The 17,315-nt window shown below is 45.3% G+C and carries 11 protein-coding genes, 1 other RNA gene and 2 pseudogenes; 12 read left to right on the top strand and 2 right to left on the bottom strand.

Annotation, left to right across the window (positions count from 1 at the left end; genetic code table 11):
- The first annotated feature begins 5 nt into the window (after window positions 1-5).
- The 12 genes and pseudogenes from MHI15_RS27905 (at window position 6) to MHI15_RS27965 (ending at window position 16,082) form a co-directional block, all read left to right on the top strand.
- Entirely contained in the window at window positions 6-1,187 is a 1,182-nt protein-coding gene (locus MHI15_RS27905) for a phosphoglycerate kinase (protein ID WP_036687122.1), read from the top strand.
- A 26-nt stretch (window positions 1,188-1,213) separates the two neighbouring features.
- Complete coding sequence (gene tpiA / locus MHI15_RS27910) at window positions 1,214-1,966, top strand: triose-phosphate isomerase (protein ID WP_036687124.1); 753 nt, start codon at window positions 1,214-1,216, stop codon at window positions 1,964-1,966.
- A 1-nt stretch (window position 1,967) separates the two neighbouring features.
- On the top strand, window positions 1,968-3,512 hold the full coding sequence (gpmI, locus tag MHI15_RS27915) for a 2,3-bisphosphoglycerate-independent phosphoglycerate mutase (protein ID WP_076305439.1): 1,545 nt from the start codon (window positions 1,968-1,970) through the stop codon (window positions 3,510-3,512).
- Window positions 3,513-3,585: 73 nt separating this feature from the next.
- Window positions 3,586-4,872, top strand: coding sequence for a phosphopyruvate hydratase (gene eno / locus MHI15_RS27920; protein ID WP_036687130.1), 1,287 nt, complete (start codon window positions 3,586-3,588; stop codon window positions 4,870-4,872).
- Window positions 4,873-5,103: 231 nt separating this feature from the next.
- Complete coding sequence (gene secG, locus MHI15_RS27925) at window positions 5,104-5,337, top strand: preprotein translocase subunit SecG (RefSeq protein WP_076126868.1); 234 nt, start codon at window positions 5,104-5,106, stop codon at window positions 5,335-5,337.
- Window positions 5,338-5,691: 354 nt separating this feature from the next.
- Window positions 5,692-8,402 (top strand): annotated as a pseudogene (rnr, locus tag MHI15_RS27930) (ribonuclease R).
- Window positions 8,403-9,308: 906 nt separating this feature from the next.
- Window positions 9,309-9,773: pseudogene (smpB, locus tag MHI15_RS27940) on the top strand (SsrA-binding protein SmpB).
- Between the two features lie 200 nt (window positions 9,774-9,973).
- Window positions 9,974-10,334: a transfer-messenger RNA gene (gene ssrA / locus MHI15_RS27945) on the top strand.
- 614 nt (window positions 10,335-10,948) lie between these two features.
- On the top strand, window positions 10,949-12,586 hold the full coding sequence (locus MHI15_RS27950) for an S-layer homology domain-containing protein (RefSeq protein ID WP_341165152.1): 1,638 nt from the start codon (window positions 10,949-10,951) through the stop codon (window positions 12,584-12,586).
- 373 nt (window positions 12,587-12,959) lie between these two features.
- On the top strand, window positions 12,960-13,142 hold the full coding sequence (locus tag MHI15_RS27955; RefSeq protein ID WP_139329976.1) for a hypothetical protein: 183 nt from the start codon (window positions 12,960-12,962) through the stop codon (window positions 13,140-13,142).
- Window positions 13,143-13,426: 284 nt separating this feature from the next.
- Entirely contained in the window at window positions 13,427-14,734 is a 1,308-nt protein-coding gene (locus MHI15_RS27960) for an aminoacetone oxidase family FAD-binding enzyme (RefSeq protein WP_081387271.1), read from the top strand.
- 31 nt (window positions 14,735-14,765) lie between these two features.
- Complete coding sequence (locus MHI15_RS27965; protein ID WP_076279924.1) at window positions 14,766-16,082, top strand: BaiN/RdsA family NAD(P)/FAD-dependent oxidoreductase; 1,317 nt, start codon at window positions 14,766-14,768, stop codon at window positions 16,080-16,082.
- A 204-nt stretch (window positions 16,083-16,286) separates the two neighbouring features.
- Here the strand turns inward: MHI15_RS27965 and MHI15_RS27970 are convergent, their stop codons facing one another.
- Both MHI15_RS27970 and MHI15_RS27975 read right to left on the bottom strand, forming a co-directional pair.
- Window positions 16,287-16,733 (bottom strand): YdeI/OmpD-associated family protein, encoded by a 447-nt coding sequence (locus tag MHI15_RS27970; protein ID WP_076279925.1) that lies wholly within the window; start codon window positions 16,731-16,733, stop codon window positions 16,287-16,289.
- A 51-nt stretch (window positions 16,734-16,784) separates the two neighbouring features.
- Window positions 16,785-17,255 carry a DinB family protein gene (locus MHI15_RS27975; RefSeq protein WP_175620008.1) on the bottom strand — a complete coding sequence of 157 codons (471 nt, stop codon included), beginning with the start codon at window positions 17,253-17,255 and terminating at the stop codon, window positions 16,785-16,787.
- Window positions 17,256-17,315: the final 60 nt, after the last annotated feature.

Below are 17,315 nucleotides of genomic sequence, written 5' to 3' on the forward strand. Positions count from 1 at the left end.
TAATCATGAACAAAAAAAGCGTCCGTGATGTAGAAGTAAAGGGTAAGCGCGTATTTGTACGCGTGGATTTCAACGTACCTGTAGAAGACGGTAAAATTACTGATGATACTCGTATTCGCGAAACACTTCCAACCATTAAATATTTGATCGAGAACGGTGCAAAGATCATTCTTGCGAGTCATATGGGTCGTCCTAAAGGCGAATTCGTAGATTCCATGCGTTTGACTACTGCTGCTGAACGTCTGTCCGAGCTCCTTGGCAAACCAGTAGCTAAAGCTGACGAAGCAATTGGCGAAGCTGTAAAAGCAAAAATCGCTGAGCTAGGCGAAGGCGACGTACTTGTACTTGAGAATGTTCGCTTCTACCCAGGTGAAGAGAAAAACGATCCTGAACTGGCTAAACAATTCGCTGAATTGGCTGATTTGTTTGTTAATGATGCGTTTGGTGCGGCTCACCGTGCACATGCATCGACAGAAGGTATCGCTCATTTCTTACCAGCTGTATCCGGTCTTTTGATGGAGAAAGAATTGTCCGTTCTTGGTAAAGCTCTTTCTAACCCAGAACGTCCTTTCACTGCGATCATCGGTGGTTCGAAAGTTAAAGACAAGATTGATGTTATTGATAACTTGTTGTCTTTGGCTGATAACGTCCTGATCGGCGGTGGATTGTCTTATACATTCACTAAAGCACAAGGCTTTGAAATCGGTAAATCACTAGTAGACAACGACAAACTTGACGTTGCTCTTGGATTCATCGAAAAAGCAAAAGCACTTGGTAAAAACTTCATGCTTCCTGTTGATGTTGTTGTTGCTGATAAATTTGGTGCTGACGCTAACACTAAGATCGTTGATTACAATGAAATCCCAGAAGGTTGGGAAGGACTTGATATCGGACCTAAGACTCGTGAACTTTATGCCGATATTATCAAGAACTCCAAGCTGGTTGTCTGGAATGGACCTATGGGCGTATTCGAAATCGATAAATTCGCTGAAGGTACACTTGCAGTAGCAAAAGCTTGTGCAACTACTGAAGGTTACACTGTTATTGGTGGCGGAGATTCCGCAGCAGCAGCAGAGAAATTCCACCTGGCTGATCAAATGGATCATATCTCCACTGGTGGCGGTGCATCCCTTGAGTTCATGGAAGGCAAGGCGCTTCCTGGCGTAGAAGCACTGAACGATAAGTAAGACCTAAGAAGGAGGCAACATAAGTCATGAGAACACCTATTATTGCAGGTAACTGGAAAATGTTCAAAACAGTTCCTGAAGCAGAAAGCTTTATTGCTGAAATTAAAGGCAAAGCAGAAGTAGAAGGCGTTGAGACTGTAATCTGCGCTCCATTTACTAACCTGCCTGCACTTGTAGCAGCTGCAAAAGGTACTAACATCAAGATTGGTGCACAAAACCTACACTTTGAAGATAACGGTGCTTACACAGGCGAGATCAGTGGTGTAATGCTAAGTGATCTTGGTGTGGACTATGTTATCATTGGCCACTCTGAGCGTCGTGCTTATTTTGGCGAAACGGATGAAATCGTGAATAAGAAAATGCATGCTGCATTCCGTCACGGAATTACTCCTATCGTATGTGTTGGCGAAAAGCTCGAAGAGCGTGAAGCTGATCAAACTAAAGCAGTATGTAAAGTACAAACTGAAGCTGCATTCCAAGGTCTTAGTGCCGAGCAAGCAGCAAAAGTTGTTATTGCATACGAACCTATCTGGGCTATTGGCACAGGTAAATCTTCCACTTCCCAAGATGCTAATGAAGTTATTGCTTACATCCGCAGTCTTGTAAAAGATCTGTATGATGCAGCAACAGCTGAAGCTGTTCGTATTCAATACGGCGGCAGCGTGAAGCCTGAGAATGTAACTGAGTACATGGGCCAAAGCGACATCGATGGTGCGCTTGTTGGCGGTGCCAGCTTACAACCGGATTCCTTCGTTCAATTGGTTGAGGGGGCGAAGTAAGATGTCAGCTCCAAAACCCGTAGCTTTGATCATCATGGATGGTTTTGGTTTGCGTGGAACGACAGAAGGTAATGCCGTTGCTCAAGCCAACAAACCTAACTATGACCGTTACCTGAAACAATATCCTAACACTACACTCACTGCTTGCGGTGAAGCTGTAGGCCTTCCGGAAGGGCAAATGGGCAACTCCGAAGTAGGGCATTTGAATATTGGTGCAGGCCGGATCGTTTATCAGGATTTGACTCGTATCGATAAATCGATTCGCGAGGGTGAGTTCTTCGATAACGAAACCCTGGTTAGCGCAGTTAGAAATGCTAAGAACACTGGCAAAAAGCTTCACCTTTATGCGCTTGTATCCGACGGAGGGGTACATAGCCATATTAACCACCTGTTTGCTATGCTTGACCTGGCTAAAAAAGAAGATATGCATGAAGTGTATATCCATGCTTTTATGGACGGTCGTGACGTAGCTCCTGATAGTGGGAAGAAGTTTGTCCAAGATCTAGTAGCTAAAATCGAAGAGGTTGGCGTGGGTACAATTGCAACGGTGTCCGGACGTTATTACGCAATGGATCGTGATAAACGTTGGGAACGTGTAGAGAAAGCCTACCGTGCTATGGTTTATGGTGAAGGCCCTAAATACACGGATGCTGTGCAAGCCATCACTTCATCTTATGAAAACTCGGTATTTGATGAATTCGTTGAACCTAGTGTAATTGTAAACAGTGAAGGCAAACCTGTAACGGCAGTAGAGAGCGGCGATTCCGTCGTATTCCTCAACTTCCGTCCTGACCGTGCTATTCAATTGTCACAAGTGTTCACGAATCAAGATTTCCGCGGTTTCGATCGTGGTCCTTTGTTCCCGCAAAACCTGCACTTCGTATGCCTAACTACTTTCAGCGAAACGGTACAAGGTTATGTAGCCTATTCACCGAAGAACCTGGATAACACATTGGGTGAAGTGCTTGTTCAACAAAACAAGAAGCAACTGCGCATCGCGGAAACTGAGAAATATCCGCATGTAACCTTCTTCTTCAGCGGTGGACGTGACGAGGAGCTTCCTGGTGAAACTCGGATCTTAATCAACTCTCCTAAAGTGGCAACCTATGATCTTCAACCTGAGATGAGCGCATACGAAGTGGCTGCAGCCTGCGTAGCGGAAATCGAAGCGGAAAGACAGGATGCTATCATTCTTAACTTTGCCAATCCTGATATGGTTGGACACTCCGGCATGCTGGAACCAACAATCAAGGCTGTAGAAGTGACGGATGAGTGTGTAGGTAAAGTAGTGGATGCGGTTGTTGCCAAAGGTGGCGTTGCCATTATTATCGCTGACCATGGTAATGCAGATATGGTATTTGACGAGAACGGTCGCCCGTTCACAGCTCATACAACCAATCCTGTTCCGTTCATCGTGACTACTGAGAATGTTGTATTGCGTGAATCCGGTATTCTTGCAGACGTAGCACCAACAATCCTAGATTTGATGGGACTTCCGCAACCTGCGGAAATGACCGGACAATCCATGATTGCTAGCCGTAAGTAAGGTAAGGTATAACGCCTTTGATTTTAAGCTATACAAGTAAGACCAAAACAATGTTAAAAGGAGATTAACTTACATGACTATTATTTCTGATGTATATGCTCGCGAAGTCCTTGACTCCCGTGGTAACCCTACTGTAGAGGTTGACGTTTATCTGGAATCCGGTGCTAAAGGCCGCGCTATCGTTCCTTCCGGCGCTTCCACTGGTGCTCACGAAGCTGTAGAACTTCGTGATGGCGACAAATCCCGTTACATGGGTAAAGGCGTTCTGAAAGCTGTTGAGAACGTAAATGAAATCATCGCTCCAGAAGTTATCGGTATGGACGCTCTTGACCAAGTGGGCATCGACAAATTGATGATTACTTTGGACGGAACTCCTAACAAAGGTAAATTGGGCGCTAACGCAATCCTAGCTGTATCCATGGCAGTAGCTCGTGCAGCTGCAGCAGCTTTGGATATTCCTTTGTACGTATACCTGGGCGGATTCAACGCTAAAACTCTACCAGTACCAATGATGAACATCATCAATGGTGGTGAGCATGCGGACAACAACATCGACGTTCAAGAGTTCATGGTTCTTCCTGTAGGAGCTCCAAGCTTCAAAGAAGCTCTTCGCACAGGTGCTGAAATTTTCCACAACTTGAAATCCGTACTTCAATCCAAAGGCCTGAACACAGCTGTAGGTGACGAAGGTGGTTTCGCACCGAACCTTGGTTCGAATGAAGAAGCAATCACTACAATCATCGAAGCTATTGAAAAAGCTGGTTACAAACCAGGTGTTGACGTATTCTTGGGTATGGACGTTGCTTCCACTGAGTTCTACAAAGACGGTAAATACACCCTTGCTGGCGAAGGTAAATCTTATACTTCCGCTGAGTATGTTGACCTTCTTGCTTCATGGGTTGAAAAATATCCTATCATCACAATCGAAGACGGTATGTCCGAAGACGACTGGGATGGCTGGAAATTGCTTACTGAAAAATTGGGCGACAAAGTCCAATTGGTTGGTGACGACTTGTTCGTAACTAACACTGAGCGTCTTGCAACAGGTATCGAAAAAGGTATCGGTAACTCCATCTTGGTTAAGGTTAACCAAATTGGTACATTGACTGAAACTTTTGATGCTATCGAAATGGCTAAACGTGCTGGTTACACAGCAGTTATCTCCCACCGTTCCGGTGAATCCGAAGATAGCACAATCGCTGATATCGCTGTTGCGACTAATGCTGGTCAAATCAAAACAGGTGCTCCTTCCCGTACAGACCGTGTTGCTAAATACAACCAATTGCTTCGCATCGAAGATGAGTTGGGTGAATTGGCTCAATACAACGGCCTGAAATCCTTCTACAACCTTAAAAGATAATCTGCTTTTATAGCAGACTTCGAAGACCCGCCGTTATGGCGGGTCTTTTTTATGATTTGAAGAAGATAGACTTTAATAGGTTTATCCTTATCTTGCAAGAAAAGCTACGACTTAACAGTCTAAGCTGTTGTATTACCGACAGCGCTATGATAAAATAAGAATACTGTTTATGTATCGTGATAACCTAAATTACCATAGATAGTGATGCTTAGGCGTAGGAGGTGGAAGTGAATGGATATCTTTTTGAAAGTTGTGCTCCTGATTTTTTCCGTCGGTCTTATTGCGGTCGTTCTTCTGCAAAAGGGGAAAAGCGCGGGTCTTTCCGGTGCCATCTCTGGCGGTGCTGAGCATCTCTTTGGTAAAACAAAAGCTCGTGGTATGGAGCTTGTACTACAACGTGTAACTGTTGGACTTGCTGCTGGTTTCTTCATCATGGCGATTCTAGCTGCTATTCTAATCGACTAAAAGATCTACCGTAAGCCCTCGCTCTGTTCTAAATGGAATAGAGCGGCGGCTTTTTTGTTATATTAAAAGGAGTTAAAAAGCACCTAAGGGTGCTTTTCTTTTCATATTCGCAAAGAAAAAGGCTGGATCGATAGGAAGTAAATCTGAAATTGGCATGGATGTATTTCAGCAGTTAAAGGAAATTTTGTACTGTGTTAACCTTTGGATGACAGTAACAGGGATGCGCAGGATTGATTTCGTGTATACTAGGGTATGAAGTAGTAAAGGTAAAATTTACTTGGCATTACTGCAGGGCAGGACAAGATATACATATTTGCCAGCGGCTTGAAGCCGCGGAGGGCTGGGGTGACGAACATGATAACACAAGAAATATTACTCGATTTCATGCGGGAAACTGCATATAAACCAATGACTTATGAAGAGCTGGTGAGTCATTTTGCTCTAGAGGATAGTGAAGGGTTTAAAAAGTTCGAGGAGCTGCTGATTGAATTAGAGCAGGATGGAAGAATTGTATTGACCCGTACTGCACGTTATGGCGTGCCAGAACGGATGGATTTGCTGCGTGGACGTTTACAAGCACATGCGAAGGGTTTTGCTTTTTTAATCCCGGATGATCGTGATCATCCTGACGTATATATCCATGCAAATGATCTTAAGGGAGCTATGAATGGCGATATCGTTCTGATTCGTATTACCTCTAAAAGTCCGTCCGGCGGACGTATGGAAGGCGAAGTAGTACGTATTGTAAAACGTGGCGTGTTGCAGACGGTAGGTGTTTTTCAAAACCTGGAGACCTATGGTTTTGTGCTGCCTGATGATAAGCGGATTAATCGTGATATTTTTATTCCGAAGCAATCCTTTAAAGGGGCTGTAGATGGTCAAAAGGTCGTTGTGCGTATTGTGAGTTATCCGGAAGGCCGAGCAGCGGCAGAGGGTGAAATTATTGAAATTCTCGGACATAAGGATGATCCGGGTGTTGATATTCTTTCCATTATCCGCAAACATCAATTGCCTGAAGCATTTCCAGCTGAAGTGATGGATGAAGCCGATAGTGCTCCTGATTCAATTACAGAAGAGGAGATTGCGGAGCAAGGAAGACGCGACCTGCGCGGACTGAACATTGTTACGATTGATGGCGAAGATGCTAAGGATTTGGATGATGCGGTAAACGTACAGCGCTTGGAGAATGGACATTACAAGCTGGGCGTCCATATAGCAGACGTAGGTTATTATGTGCGTGAAGGCTCTGAGCTGGATAAAGAAGCCTATGACCGCGGTTGTAGTGTGTATTTGGTAGACCGGGTTATTCCGATGTTGCCGCACCGTCTATCGAACGGGATTTGCAGCTTGAATCCACAGGTAGACCGGTTAACAATGTCCTGTGAAATGGAATTTAACGAGCAAATGAAGGTTGTGAAGCACGATGTCTTTACGAGCGTGATTCGTACCAAAGAGAGAATGACTTACTCCAATGTTCGTAAAATTCTCGAAGATGAAGATCCAGAGCTGCTGGAACGTTATAGTCCACTAATTGATGATTTCCGCCTCATGAAAGAATTGGCGATGAAGCTGCGCGATGCGCGGATGCGCCGGGGTGCGGTTGATTTTGATTTTGAAGAGAGCAAAATCATCGTCGACGAGAACGGCAAGGCTGTAGATATCGTGAAGCGTGAACGTTCTGTAGCGGAGCAGATTATCGAGGAGTTTATGCTGGCGGCAAATGAAACGGTTGCTGAGCATTTCCACTGGTTGAAGGTTCCGTTCCTTTACCGGATTCACGAAGATCCAGACCCAGAGAAGCTGCAGAATTTCATGGCTTTTGCGGCCAATTTCGGATATCACGTCAAGGGCCGTGGCAATTCGGTTCATCCACGTGCTTTGCAGGATCTGTTGGAGCAAATCCAAGGCACAAAGGAACAGACGGTCATCAGTACGATGATGCTGCGTTCCATGAAGCAGGCAAAGTATGATGCGGAGAGCACGGGCCATTTCGGACTGGCTGCGGAATACTATTCTCACTTTACTTCTCCAATTCGCCGGTACCCCGATCTGGTCATTCACCGCGTAATGCGTGAAGTGATTGAGAATGGAGGGGCACTGACCCAGAAACGGCATGATTATTTGTCTAGCCGGATGCCTGACATTGCTCAGCAGTCCTCGGAACGCGAGCGTGTGGCGGTAGAAGCTGAACGCGATACGGAGCAACTGAAGAAAGCAGAATACATGCAGGATAAAGTAGGCGAGGAATTCGAGGCTATGGTCAGCAGTGTGACCAGCTTCGGAATGTTCATCGAGCTGGATAATACCGTCGAAGGTCTTATTCGTCTCAGTGCAATGAGCGACGATTATTATCACTTCGACGAAGGTCATATGGCGCTTATTGGCGAGCGCACATCGCGTGTGTTCCGCATTGGTGACGAGGTGAAGATCCGAGTCGCCAAAGTAAATATGGATGACCACACGATCGATTTCGAGTTGGTCGACATGAAGCCACGCGCGCCAGGCGAGCACCGCGGCGGTGGCTTTGCAGGGCGGCCGCGGAAGGCAGAGGCGGCCGTTCGGGTGGCGGCTTCATTAAGCCGGCCGGGGGTAAAGGCGCCGCGGGCAAGGAACTGCCCGGCGGTAAGCGAAACCCGGCGGCGCTGCTGCAGGGCGCGGGCAAGGGCAAGCCGGGCGCAGGTGTGCGCGCCGGTGAAGGGCCGCGCAAGCGGCGATTGGCACAGCAGGCGGCCGCAGTAAGCGGAAGCGCGGGCGCGAGGCCGGCGAGGATGCGAGCCGGGTGGTTGCTGCGCCGGGCGCAGGAAGCGCGGAGAGGCGAAGCTGGCGGCAACGCAGGCGCGCCGCGTGAGCGCAGCGGCGGGCAGGCCGCGGCGGAGACACGGCGGTGCGGTGGTGGACGCGGCATCAGCTTCGGCTTTGGCTCCGGCAAAGGCGGATACGGCGCTCCGTCCGACTCCTCCAGCGGCGAAGCGCGGGGCGTGGACGGCAGCACGAAGTTCCGCAGCCGCGAGGATCGCGGGAGTAACTTTGGCGGTGGAGAAGGTCGTAACGGCACTCCTGAGTAAAGGCCGCCGCAAAGGAAAACCAAAGGCGGCGTGTTCATCGGCCAGTCCGTGACACCAGGCAACGTAGAGACGTCTCAGGCAAGTCACTTCTAAACGAAGTGACAATATTGGAGAGCGCTCCAGAAGGAGCACCACGTAAGCGTAAAAAGAAATAAATGACGGTTACGCGTTGCGTAACTCTATAACGATACTTAAGCACCGTCCCTCCGGGCGGTGCTTTTTAACTAATCATCAACTTGGTTAATTGCACTATGTGCAGTTAAATTTAGGTTATGTAGTAAAAGTGGTAGTTAGTTGCATTTTGTACATCTAAATCTGATGAGTTACCTCTAATTGGTCTGATTTCACTTTTAGCTGCAGAAACTGCAACTAATTAGTTTTTGGCGGTGATAAGGCTTAAATAGTTGCTGAAATACATTTATATAGAAAAACGTAGGTGATAGCAAGTGAATAGGTAGAGGATAGGATAGGTAGAGGATAGGCACAGTATAGGTAAGTGGCACTATTTGAATAGGCGTCGAATAGATGTATATCAAGTAGGGGGAAGCGGATGATGAGAACAAATAGGTAATAAGTAATTGAGGTAGATGGATATAGATATGTGGAGATTAGTGGATAACTATCTGTTAATTAAGGCGCACAAGTAAAAAAGGGTAACATCGCTATTTGCTGAAAAAACTCCAGATCAACTCAGCTTAATGCTTTTGTAACAAATGCTAGATATTGGGTAATGTTACTGACAACTATATGACAAATTAGGTGAGGTATATTTGGTGGAAGGTTCCTTGCGCTCACACTAGATTCCATTTGTTACAATATAGATCAGACGTTCGATGGCTGTGTCGTTTAGATTAGACGGGCATGAAGATTTCTTTAACCTTGAATATGATTCAAGGAGTGATTCTCATGGGTAAAAAAGCAGACGGTATTTTCGCCCAGAACAAGCTTCCCATGATTATTTTATCGAGGATATGAAGCTGGCTTGGTGCTGACGGGTACAGAGATCAGTCGCTGCGTAATGGCCGCGCTAATATTGGAGATGCTTTTGCTACGATCCGCAATGGTGAGATTCAGATTCGCAACATGCATATCAGCCCTTTTGAACAAGGTAACCGTGCCAATCCTACTGATCCCACACACGCACACGTAAATTGTTAATGCATAAGGAGCAAATTCATAAACTGCTGGGCTTGTCCAAGCGAGATGGGTTTACGATTGTGCCACTTAAGATTTATGCCGGAATATGCGAAGCTGCTGATTGGTCTTGGTAAAGGTAAAAAAAGAGTATGACAAACGTGACTCGGCTGCCAAGCGAGATGCTCAACTGTTATCCAGCGTGTACTGCGTGATAAGCAAAAGATCGCCAGATAATCTGGGAGAACTAGACGATTCAAATGAGTTCCAGTTTCAACCTTCAATTCCTTTAACCCACGTGTTAAAGTGTTGATAAATGTGCTCTGCTGGTGGCTTAAGTTAGTTATTGCTTCGTTACAGTTTTCTTGAATAAGAAGCTGTAAGGTGGATCTCTCTTGCTTGGAAGATCCGCTTGATCCGAAAGCGCCCTTTTAATGAGGGCCGTTCTTGAATTCGACAGGGGTAGTTCGAGCATGAGTAGCGAGTAGTGAGGACGCGTCCGCTTCATCAACGCTAAAGCCTATTAAACGGCAAACAACAAAACAACTGCGCTTTCGCAGCCCTAAGAAACTGTGCGTGCTTCTACTCTGCATCGCCCATGTGACAGGGATAGGGGCTAACAAATAGTGGGATACGCTGTCTCATCTCCGCCTGCGGTGAGCTGAAAGACAATCAGGCTGACCCAACGTATAGCGGTTACGGGGCGATACTCGGGTGACATCAAAACTGTGACTACACTCGTAGAAGCTTATGTGCCGTTATCTTCGGACAGGGATTCGACTCCCCTCGGCTCCATATGGAGTTTTAGAAAAAGCGACCTTAATTGGTCGCTTTTTTGTGTAAATAAAAAAAGGAGAATTTGCGGTTGGTTACATTTTCTATCTCTCATGAAATTGAAAAGCATACTAGCGTTGGTTAGCTTGTGTGACAATCCTTACAGCAGAAGTAGCAACCATCATAATTTAATTTGTTTGTATCTTTTTTGACTCGTTGAATAGCAGATTGACAATTATTTTCGTAACCAATTAAAATTCGATTTGTTGAGTTGGGAATATAGGAACAGTCTTCTGTATGAACCTCATGATTACCTTGTTATCAGTATATTTGTTGTAGTAATAAAGAATTTGGACACTTGTAGTTCCCTCTAATAACACATAAAGGTTTTAGGCTTAGATCGTATTAAAAGTTACCTACTTCTGATGTTATCTTGATGTATACCTCTATTTGGTAAGTTCTATTAATATATTAGCAAAATTATCAATGAAAAACAAGAACATTTGTTCTATTTTTTATAGAGGTTTCTATGTTGTTCCTGCTGTTTTAAATCTAGCAAATAGGAAAGGAGCTAATTATTGTAGATTTGAAAGGGGGATGAGGAATGGGAGCTTGTCGTATATGAAGGTACGGCGACCTTGAACGGAGATCCATTCGCAAGTGGCGCAACGGTTTTTGCCGAAGGTGACTATACGCTTGTGGTGACGGATGAGGCGGGTAACGTCACAATGATTTCTTTCACAATTGATCGAACAAACCCGATTATAACCGGTCTAACTGTAGGAATAAGCAACTACACCAGTCCGTTGACGATTGGATTTAATGAAGGTACCGCTACATTAAACGGTCAGCCCTTCACAACCGGAACGAGAGTTATATCTTCTGGCAACTACACGCTAGTCGTCATCGATGAAGCAGGAAATCAGACGATTGCCACGTTTACGCTGAACATCTCGACTCCTGAATCCGGTTCAGGTTCAAGCTCAGACCCAAGTACAAGCTCAAGTACAAGCCCAATTCCAAGCTTAGGGCTAGAGATCGAGATCAATGGAGTTAAACAGAAGGATTTAGCCAAAGAAACAACTGCTGTTATGAACGGAAAGAAAGTGACAACGGTAACCATCGACGAGAAGAAATTATCGCGTTACCTCGATTCCTTACCCGATAAGCCAGTCATTAACATACCGGTCCATAATGATTCAGATCGTGTTCTTCTGCTCTTAAACGGTCAGCTTATCACAACACTGAATGACCGAAACGCAGTTATTCTAATTCAAACGGAGCTTGGTTCCTATCTTCTAGCTGCCAACCGGATCGATTGGAGTCTTGTCACGAAGCGTTTCGGTTCGGAGGATGCACTGCGAAACATGGTGATTCAAGTCGAGATTACCAATGTACCAGAAAGCGATATCGTGCAACTTGCTAATAGTATAGGGAAGGCAAGACTCTTGTCGCCGCCGATTGATTTCAACATCACAGCAGCACATGGCGGTAAGACGATTGAGCTCAACAAGTTTCTTAGCTATGTCGAGCGGACGATTGTCATTCCCAATTCAGCAGATGATCACAATAAAAATATAACGGGGATTACGATGACGAAGGATGGAAACATCGTGCCGGTACCTACCCGAATGATGAGGGAGAACGGCAAGACCTTTGCTGTCATTTATAGCCTGACAAATAGCGTCTATGCCGTTATAGAGAATGACAAAACCTTTGCGGATATTCAGAATCATTGGGCGAAGTATGATATCGAACAAGTAGCGTCCAAGCTGATCGTCCAAGGTGTCACTGAATCGAGCTTTCAACCGAACAAGCAAATTACCCGAGCTGAGTTCACGGCGATGTTGGTCCGGGCTCTCGGATTACACACGGTTGATCAGCCTACTAGCTTTACTGACGTCAACAGCGGGCAATGGTATTACGAAACGGTCTCCATTGCGGAAGGCTACGGGTTAGTTACGGCAAGTAACAACAGCCAGTACACTCCCAACGAGAAGCTAAGCCGAGAAGAAGCAATGGTGTTGCTGGGGAAAGCCATGAGGCTTGCTGGGATGGATACAGCGATTTCCGATAGCGAAGCCGCTCAACAGCTTAGCACATTCAAAGACCATCATTTGCTCGACTTGTCTGCAAGAGCGGCAGCTGCACTTAACGTTAAATACGGAATTATCATAGGCAATCAAGGACAGCTTACGCCGAACAATGTCATTACACGTGCCGAAGCTACCGTCATTTTACAACGCTTGCTCGAAGCGGCCAAACTGAGTTCGTAACAGCAAGAACCTTCAACCACAAGCTAAGTGGTTGAAGGTTCTTTTTTGTGTATATTTAGAGGAACTCGTCATGCATTACCTCGTGATCACCCATTACAAACTCCTGCTCAGCCGTTATTTGCCCCTTCTAGATTTGATCGTACTTGCGAAGTTTGTAATTAACCGCTTCGAACGCTTCGTCTAGGTCTTGTTGTCGTTGCAACTCTTTTTTATGCTACTCAAGGATCGCCTTTCTTTATAGGAGAGTTTGTTTTCCTTGAATGGCTAAATCAGTGTAATAAAGATGCTTCCAAAGGCAAAGTTACGGATATGTCTACCGCAAGCTCTTATGCAGTGAATCTAATTAAAGATGAAGCAGAAGCTAGTATTATCAATGGGAAGAAGAATGGCGTATTTGATCCGCTGGGCAATGCCACACGCGCATCGATACGCTGACCAAGGAATGATCTTAAACTATGCTACCTCGCCGAACATCCGAATCATCACACGGCGGCGAATTGTGGATTTGTACAGCCATGGCTCGGCTCCATATGGAGTACTATTGAAGACACCATGAAAGGTGTCTTTTTTCATATTTTCAGAATATGATCTGGACTATGCGTGGCGGTTCAAAAAAATGAGTATCTTGCTAGATCCAGTATCTTTCGTATGTGGAATTAAAGATTGCAGTGAAGAAGGTGTGAAGGAAAATTTAAGGTTCTATATAGGGATAAAAAAGGCAAACCTAGGATAGGAAGAGTTAATAGGGAGATATAAATGAAAACCAGTATACTTATGCTATAATTTAATAAAGTGACTCTGTGTTTTAGAAAAATTGGATAAAGGATGCATTGACCAACCATGTATGAGAATCAGACTTATATGCACCACAAGCTGTTTATTATCGGCGCAGGTGCTGCCGGACTAATGGCCGCCGTTACTGCGCGTGATATGGGTATCGATACTGCCATTCTGGAGGGTAACGACCGGATTGGAAAGAAGATATTAATGACAGGTGATGGCCGCTGTAACATTACGAATGAATCCACTGCGACGGGTACGGATGAAGCAATTGCTTTATCGCACAAGTATCACAGTAATCAGGCCGGATTTCCACTTGCGGTATTGCGGCAATTTGGCATCCGTCAGACTATAGATTTTTTCTCCTTTCTCGGGCTTCCACTTACAAGATTGAAGGAGGGCTTGATGTATCCAATGTCGCTGCAGGCAGCAGCGGTGCTGGATATTTTCCAGCTTGCGCTGGAGGATCGGAATGTTCCGGTATACCTCAATAACAAAGTGTTGGATGTTACTGTTTCGAAGAATCATCCGCGCTTCAAGATAAAATGCCAAACGGAGACAGAGGAGGAGGTTGTTTATACTAGCGACTATCTACTTCTATCTGCGGGTGGCCTTGCCGGTCCAAATGCGGGAAAAGAACCTCCTGGGTATACACTTGCCGAACGTCTGGGGCACACCCTGATTGAGCCTTTGCCGGCCATTGTGCAATTGAAGCTGCAATATCCGAATATGAGGGCACTGTCCACTATCAAATCTCAGGGACAAGCCCATATCATTGTGAACGGTAAAGTCATCTGCAGTGAACAGGGTGAAATTGCCTTCACGGATTATGGTATTACCGGCCCGCCAATTCTTCAGCTAAGCAGGAAGGCTGCGTATCATCTTGCAAGAGGAGAACAGGTAACATTGTCGGTTGATCTGATGCCGGGCCGCACGGAGGAAGAGTTAGTTGAGTTTTTAGAAAGGCTCTGGGAGACCTTTGGACACCGGACGGTTGCGGATTCTCTCGTTGGCATCTTTAACAAGAAGCTTGTTACGGTCCTACTCAAGGAGACCGGCTTAGATCAGCAACCACAGCTGCTTTGCCAGGCTCTGTCGTTGAAAACTAAGGGGAAATTTTATCAAATCTTGAAGCGTTGGGAATTTAAAGTGACGGATACCAATGGCTTTACGAATGCGCAAGTGACAGCCGGCGGCATTGATACGTCGGAACTCATCGAAGGAACGCTGGAATCCAAGCTGGTGCCTGGGCTGTATTTGGCTGGCGAAGTGATGGATGTCGACGGAGATTTCGGCGGCTATAACCTGCAATGGGCCTGGAGTTCCGGATATGTGGCCGCCATGGCGCTAGCTAAGTCAATTCAATAAATTTATTAGGAAAAGGGATGCATCAATTAACATGTATAAGGATCAGACTTCTAAGCACCACGAGCTGTTCATTATCGGTGGGGGTGCTGCAGGTCTAATGGCTGCAGTTACAGCGAGGGATCAAGGTATTGATACAGCAATTATTGAAAGCAATGACCGGCTTGGGAAGAAAATAATAACGACGGGTAACGGGCGTTGCAACATTACGAACCAATCCACCGCCACCGGTACGGATGAAGCGGCCGCTTTATCACGCAAGTATCACAGTAATCAGGAAGGATTCCCAATACATGTATTGCGGCAATTCGGTGTCCGCCAAACGATCGAATTTTTCTCCTCACTCGGGCTTCCTTTTGTAAGCTTGGAGAATGGCCGGATGTATCCGATGTCGCTGCAGGCGGCTTCGGTGCCGGGTGTATTTAAGCTGGCGCTGGAGGATCGGAATGTTCCCGTATATTATAAACATAAAGTGTTGGATGTTACCGTTTCGGCGGGACATCCGCGGTTCGCGATAACCTGCCAGACGGAGACAGAGGAACAGGTTGTGTATACCAGCGACTATCTTTTTCTATGTGCAGGCGGCCTTACCGCTCCCAAAACGGGAACGGACGGATCCGGTTATACGCTTGTCCAACGCCTGGGGCACACCCTGATCAACCCGGTGCCAGGCATTGTACAATTGAAGCTGGATTATCCGTATTTGAAGGAACTATCGGGCATCAAATTTGAGGGAGAGGCCCATGTTATCGTAAACAATGAAGTCATCCGCACTGAGTCTGGTGAGATTCTTTTTACGGACTATGGTATCTCGGGCCCGCCCATACTTCAGCTCAGCAGAAAGGCTGCGTATAATCTCGGAATAGGAGAATCGGTGACATTGTCGGTTGATTTAATGCCGGAGCGGACGGAGGAAGAGTTAATTGATTTTCTGGAGATCCACTGGGGGATCTTCGGACACCGGACGGTTGCCGATTCTTTTGTGGGCATCGTCAGCAAGAAACTGATTCCAGTTCTGCTGAAGGAGGCTGGAATTGATCAACAGCCGCACTTGCTTTGTATGGATTTATCATGGAAAACCAAGAAAATATTTTATCGAATCTTGAAGCATTGGGAATTTAAAGTGACCGATACCAATAGCTTCACGAATGCACAAACAACAGCCGGTGGCATCGATACGACGGAGCTAACCGAAGGAACGTTAGAATCTAAGTTAGTCCCTGGGCTGTATTTGGCAGGTGAAGTGATGGATGTGGATGGAGATTGCGGCGGCTATAACCTGCAATGGGCTTGGAGCTCCGGCTACGCCGCTGCTATGGCGCTTGCTAATCGACGTGCCAGCACCACGTAAGGGGGCAGAGGGTTGCTGACTCTTAAACGATCATCTATTACTATGGCAGAGGTTTGCTGTAACAAGTCTGGTTTTAGTAATGTGAAAGCGATGAGGATTGTTTCTCATCGCTTTTTTTGTGATTTTTTAAAGTTTTGTGCTCATTTTATTCGTTGCTTAACTCTGATGTCTTTATTTTACCTCAACTTTATTGTCGTCCCTTTATTAATCCTTAAGTTTATCAATTAGAGTTAGTATTCGTCTATTTTTTGTATCTTCCTTTTTAGCAAGCTCAATATAATTAATCTGCTCTCGTTTAATGTAATCAGGCTGGTTTAGAAATGTATTCAGCATGTGGTACTCTTCAAGGTTTGTAGTAATGTAATCAGGCACAATCAGTTTACGATTTTCCTCACATTTCTTAAGTATTATATGTAATGTATCACCGAGCTCTTTTTGTACTGCTCTTCGAATAAATTCGTTATAAACAAAATAATGCCCATTCTTTGACGGCAATAAAGTATGGTCAAATTCGTGCCCGTCAACAGAGATTTGAATAGGTACTTTACCATTAGTATTGAATATCTCCCTTACTGAATAGGGGAAATAGACTACTTTCCATTTCATTTTACCTTCCAGCAGCCTTATCTCACTATCAAATTCATAAACCATACTAAATAACACTCCTCGTGGTAAAGAAGCTGATTTCGGTCACTAATTTTATCATAGCCACTTTGCTGTTTGTAGGTGATTCGAATTCAATATGCTGTTGCAATAACCTATATGATGTTGAACATGCCTTATCTGCATGAGGATAACATCAGTTTTAGTTATTTCTTCGTATAGTACACATGGTTCCAATAATCTGCCGTCAGTAAGTTCAGCAAAAAAATTACGAGCCACACTCAATATCTCCTCTACGTACTCCGTCATTTCTTCCTTAGTAGGGTAGTCAGAGCACTCCTTATCTAAGTCTTCTGTTATATCTTTACCGAAGTCAGGTATCGTGAATTCTTCATCCTTCTGCTGCCTAAACCAAAATTTCATGCTGGTTGTAGCGTGGAATATATGCTTCCAGTATTTATGCTTGGCATTCTTCCAAAAATGATCAGGACATACTTCGATAAGATTCTTCAACATTTCTACGGTTGGATCAAACTGTCTTCTTAAAACAGCCACCATCTTATCACTCATGTTCATCAACTCACTTCTCGAAATTTAGAATCTTAACTTTATTCTTGTCCTAAACAACCA

The organism is Paenibacillus sp. FSL H7-0918, from assembly GCF_038007025.1.
GTDB classification, from domain to species: Bacteria; Bacillota; Bacilli; order Paenibacillales; family Paenibacillaceae; genus Paenibacillus_AQ; species Paenibacillus_AQ odorifer.

Excerpts from the sequence above, each read along its gene's own strand:
- MHI15_RS27975 (WP_175620008.1), bottom strand. The coding sequence starts at position 17,255 with ATGAGTGATAAGATGGTGGCTGTTTTAAGAAGACAGTTTGATCCAACC.
- MHI15_RS27960 (WP_081387271.1), top strand. The coding sequence starts at position 13,427 with ATGTATGAGAATCAGACTTATATGCACCACAAGCTGTTTATTATCGGC.
- gpmI (WP_076305439.1), top strand. The coding sequence starts at position 1,968 with ATGTCAGCTCCAAAACCCGTAGCTTTGATCATCATGGATGGTTTTGGT.
- MHI15_RS27965 (WP_076279924.1), top strand. The coding sequence starts at position 14,766 with ATGTATAAGGATCAGACTTCTAAGCACCACGAGCTGTTCATTATCGGT.
- MHI15_RS27905 (WP_036687122.1), top strand. The coding sequence starts at position 6 with ATGAACAAAAAAAGCGTCCGTGATGTAGAAGTAAAGGGTAAGCGCGTA.
- MHI15_RS27955 (WP_139329976.1), top strand. The coding sequence starts at position 12,960 with ATGGGAAGAAGAATGGCGTATTTGATCCGCTGGGCAATGCCACACGCG.
- MHI15_RS27970 (WP_076279925.1), bottom strand. The coding sequence starts at position 16,733 with ATGGTTTATGAATTTGATAGTGAGATAAGGCTGCTGGAAGGTAAAATG.
- secG (WP_076126868.1), top strand. The coding sequence starts at position 5,104 with ATGGATATCTTTTTGAAAGTTGTGCTCCTGATTTTTTCCGTCGGTCTT.
- eno (WP_036687130.1), top strand. The coding sequence starts at position 3,586 with ATGACTATTATTTCTGATGTATATGCTCGCGAAGTCCTTGACTCCCGT.
- tpiA (WP_036687124.1), top strand. The coding sequence starts at position 1,214 with ATGAGAACACCTATTATTGCAGGTAACTGGAAAATGTTCAAAACAGTT.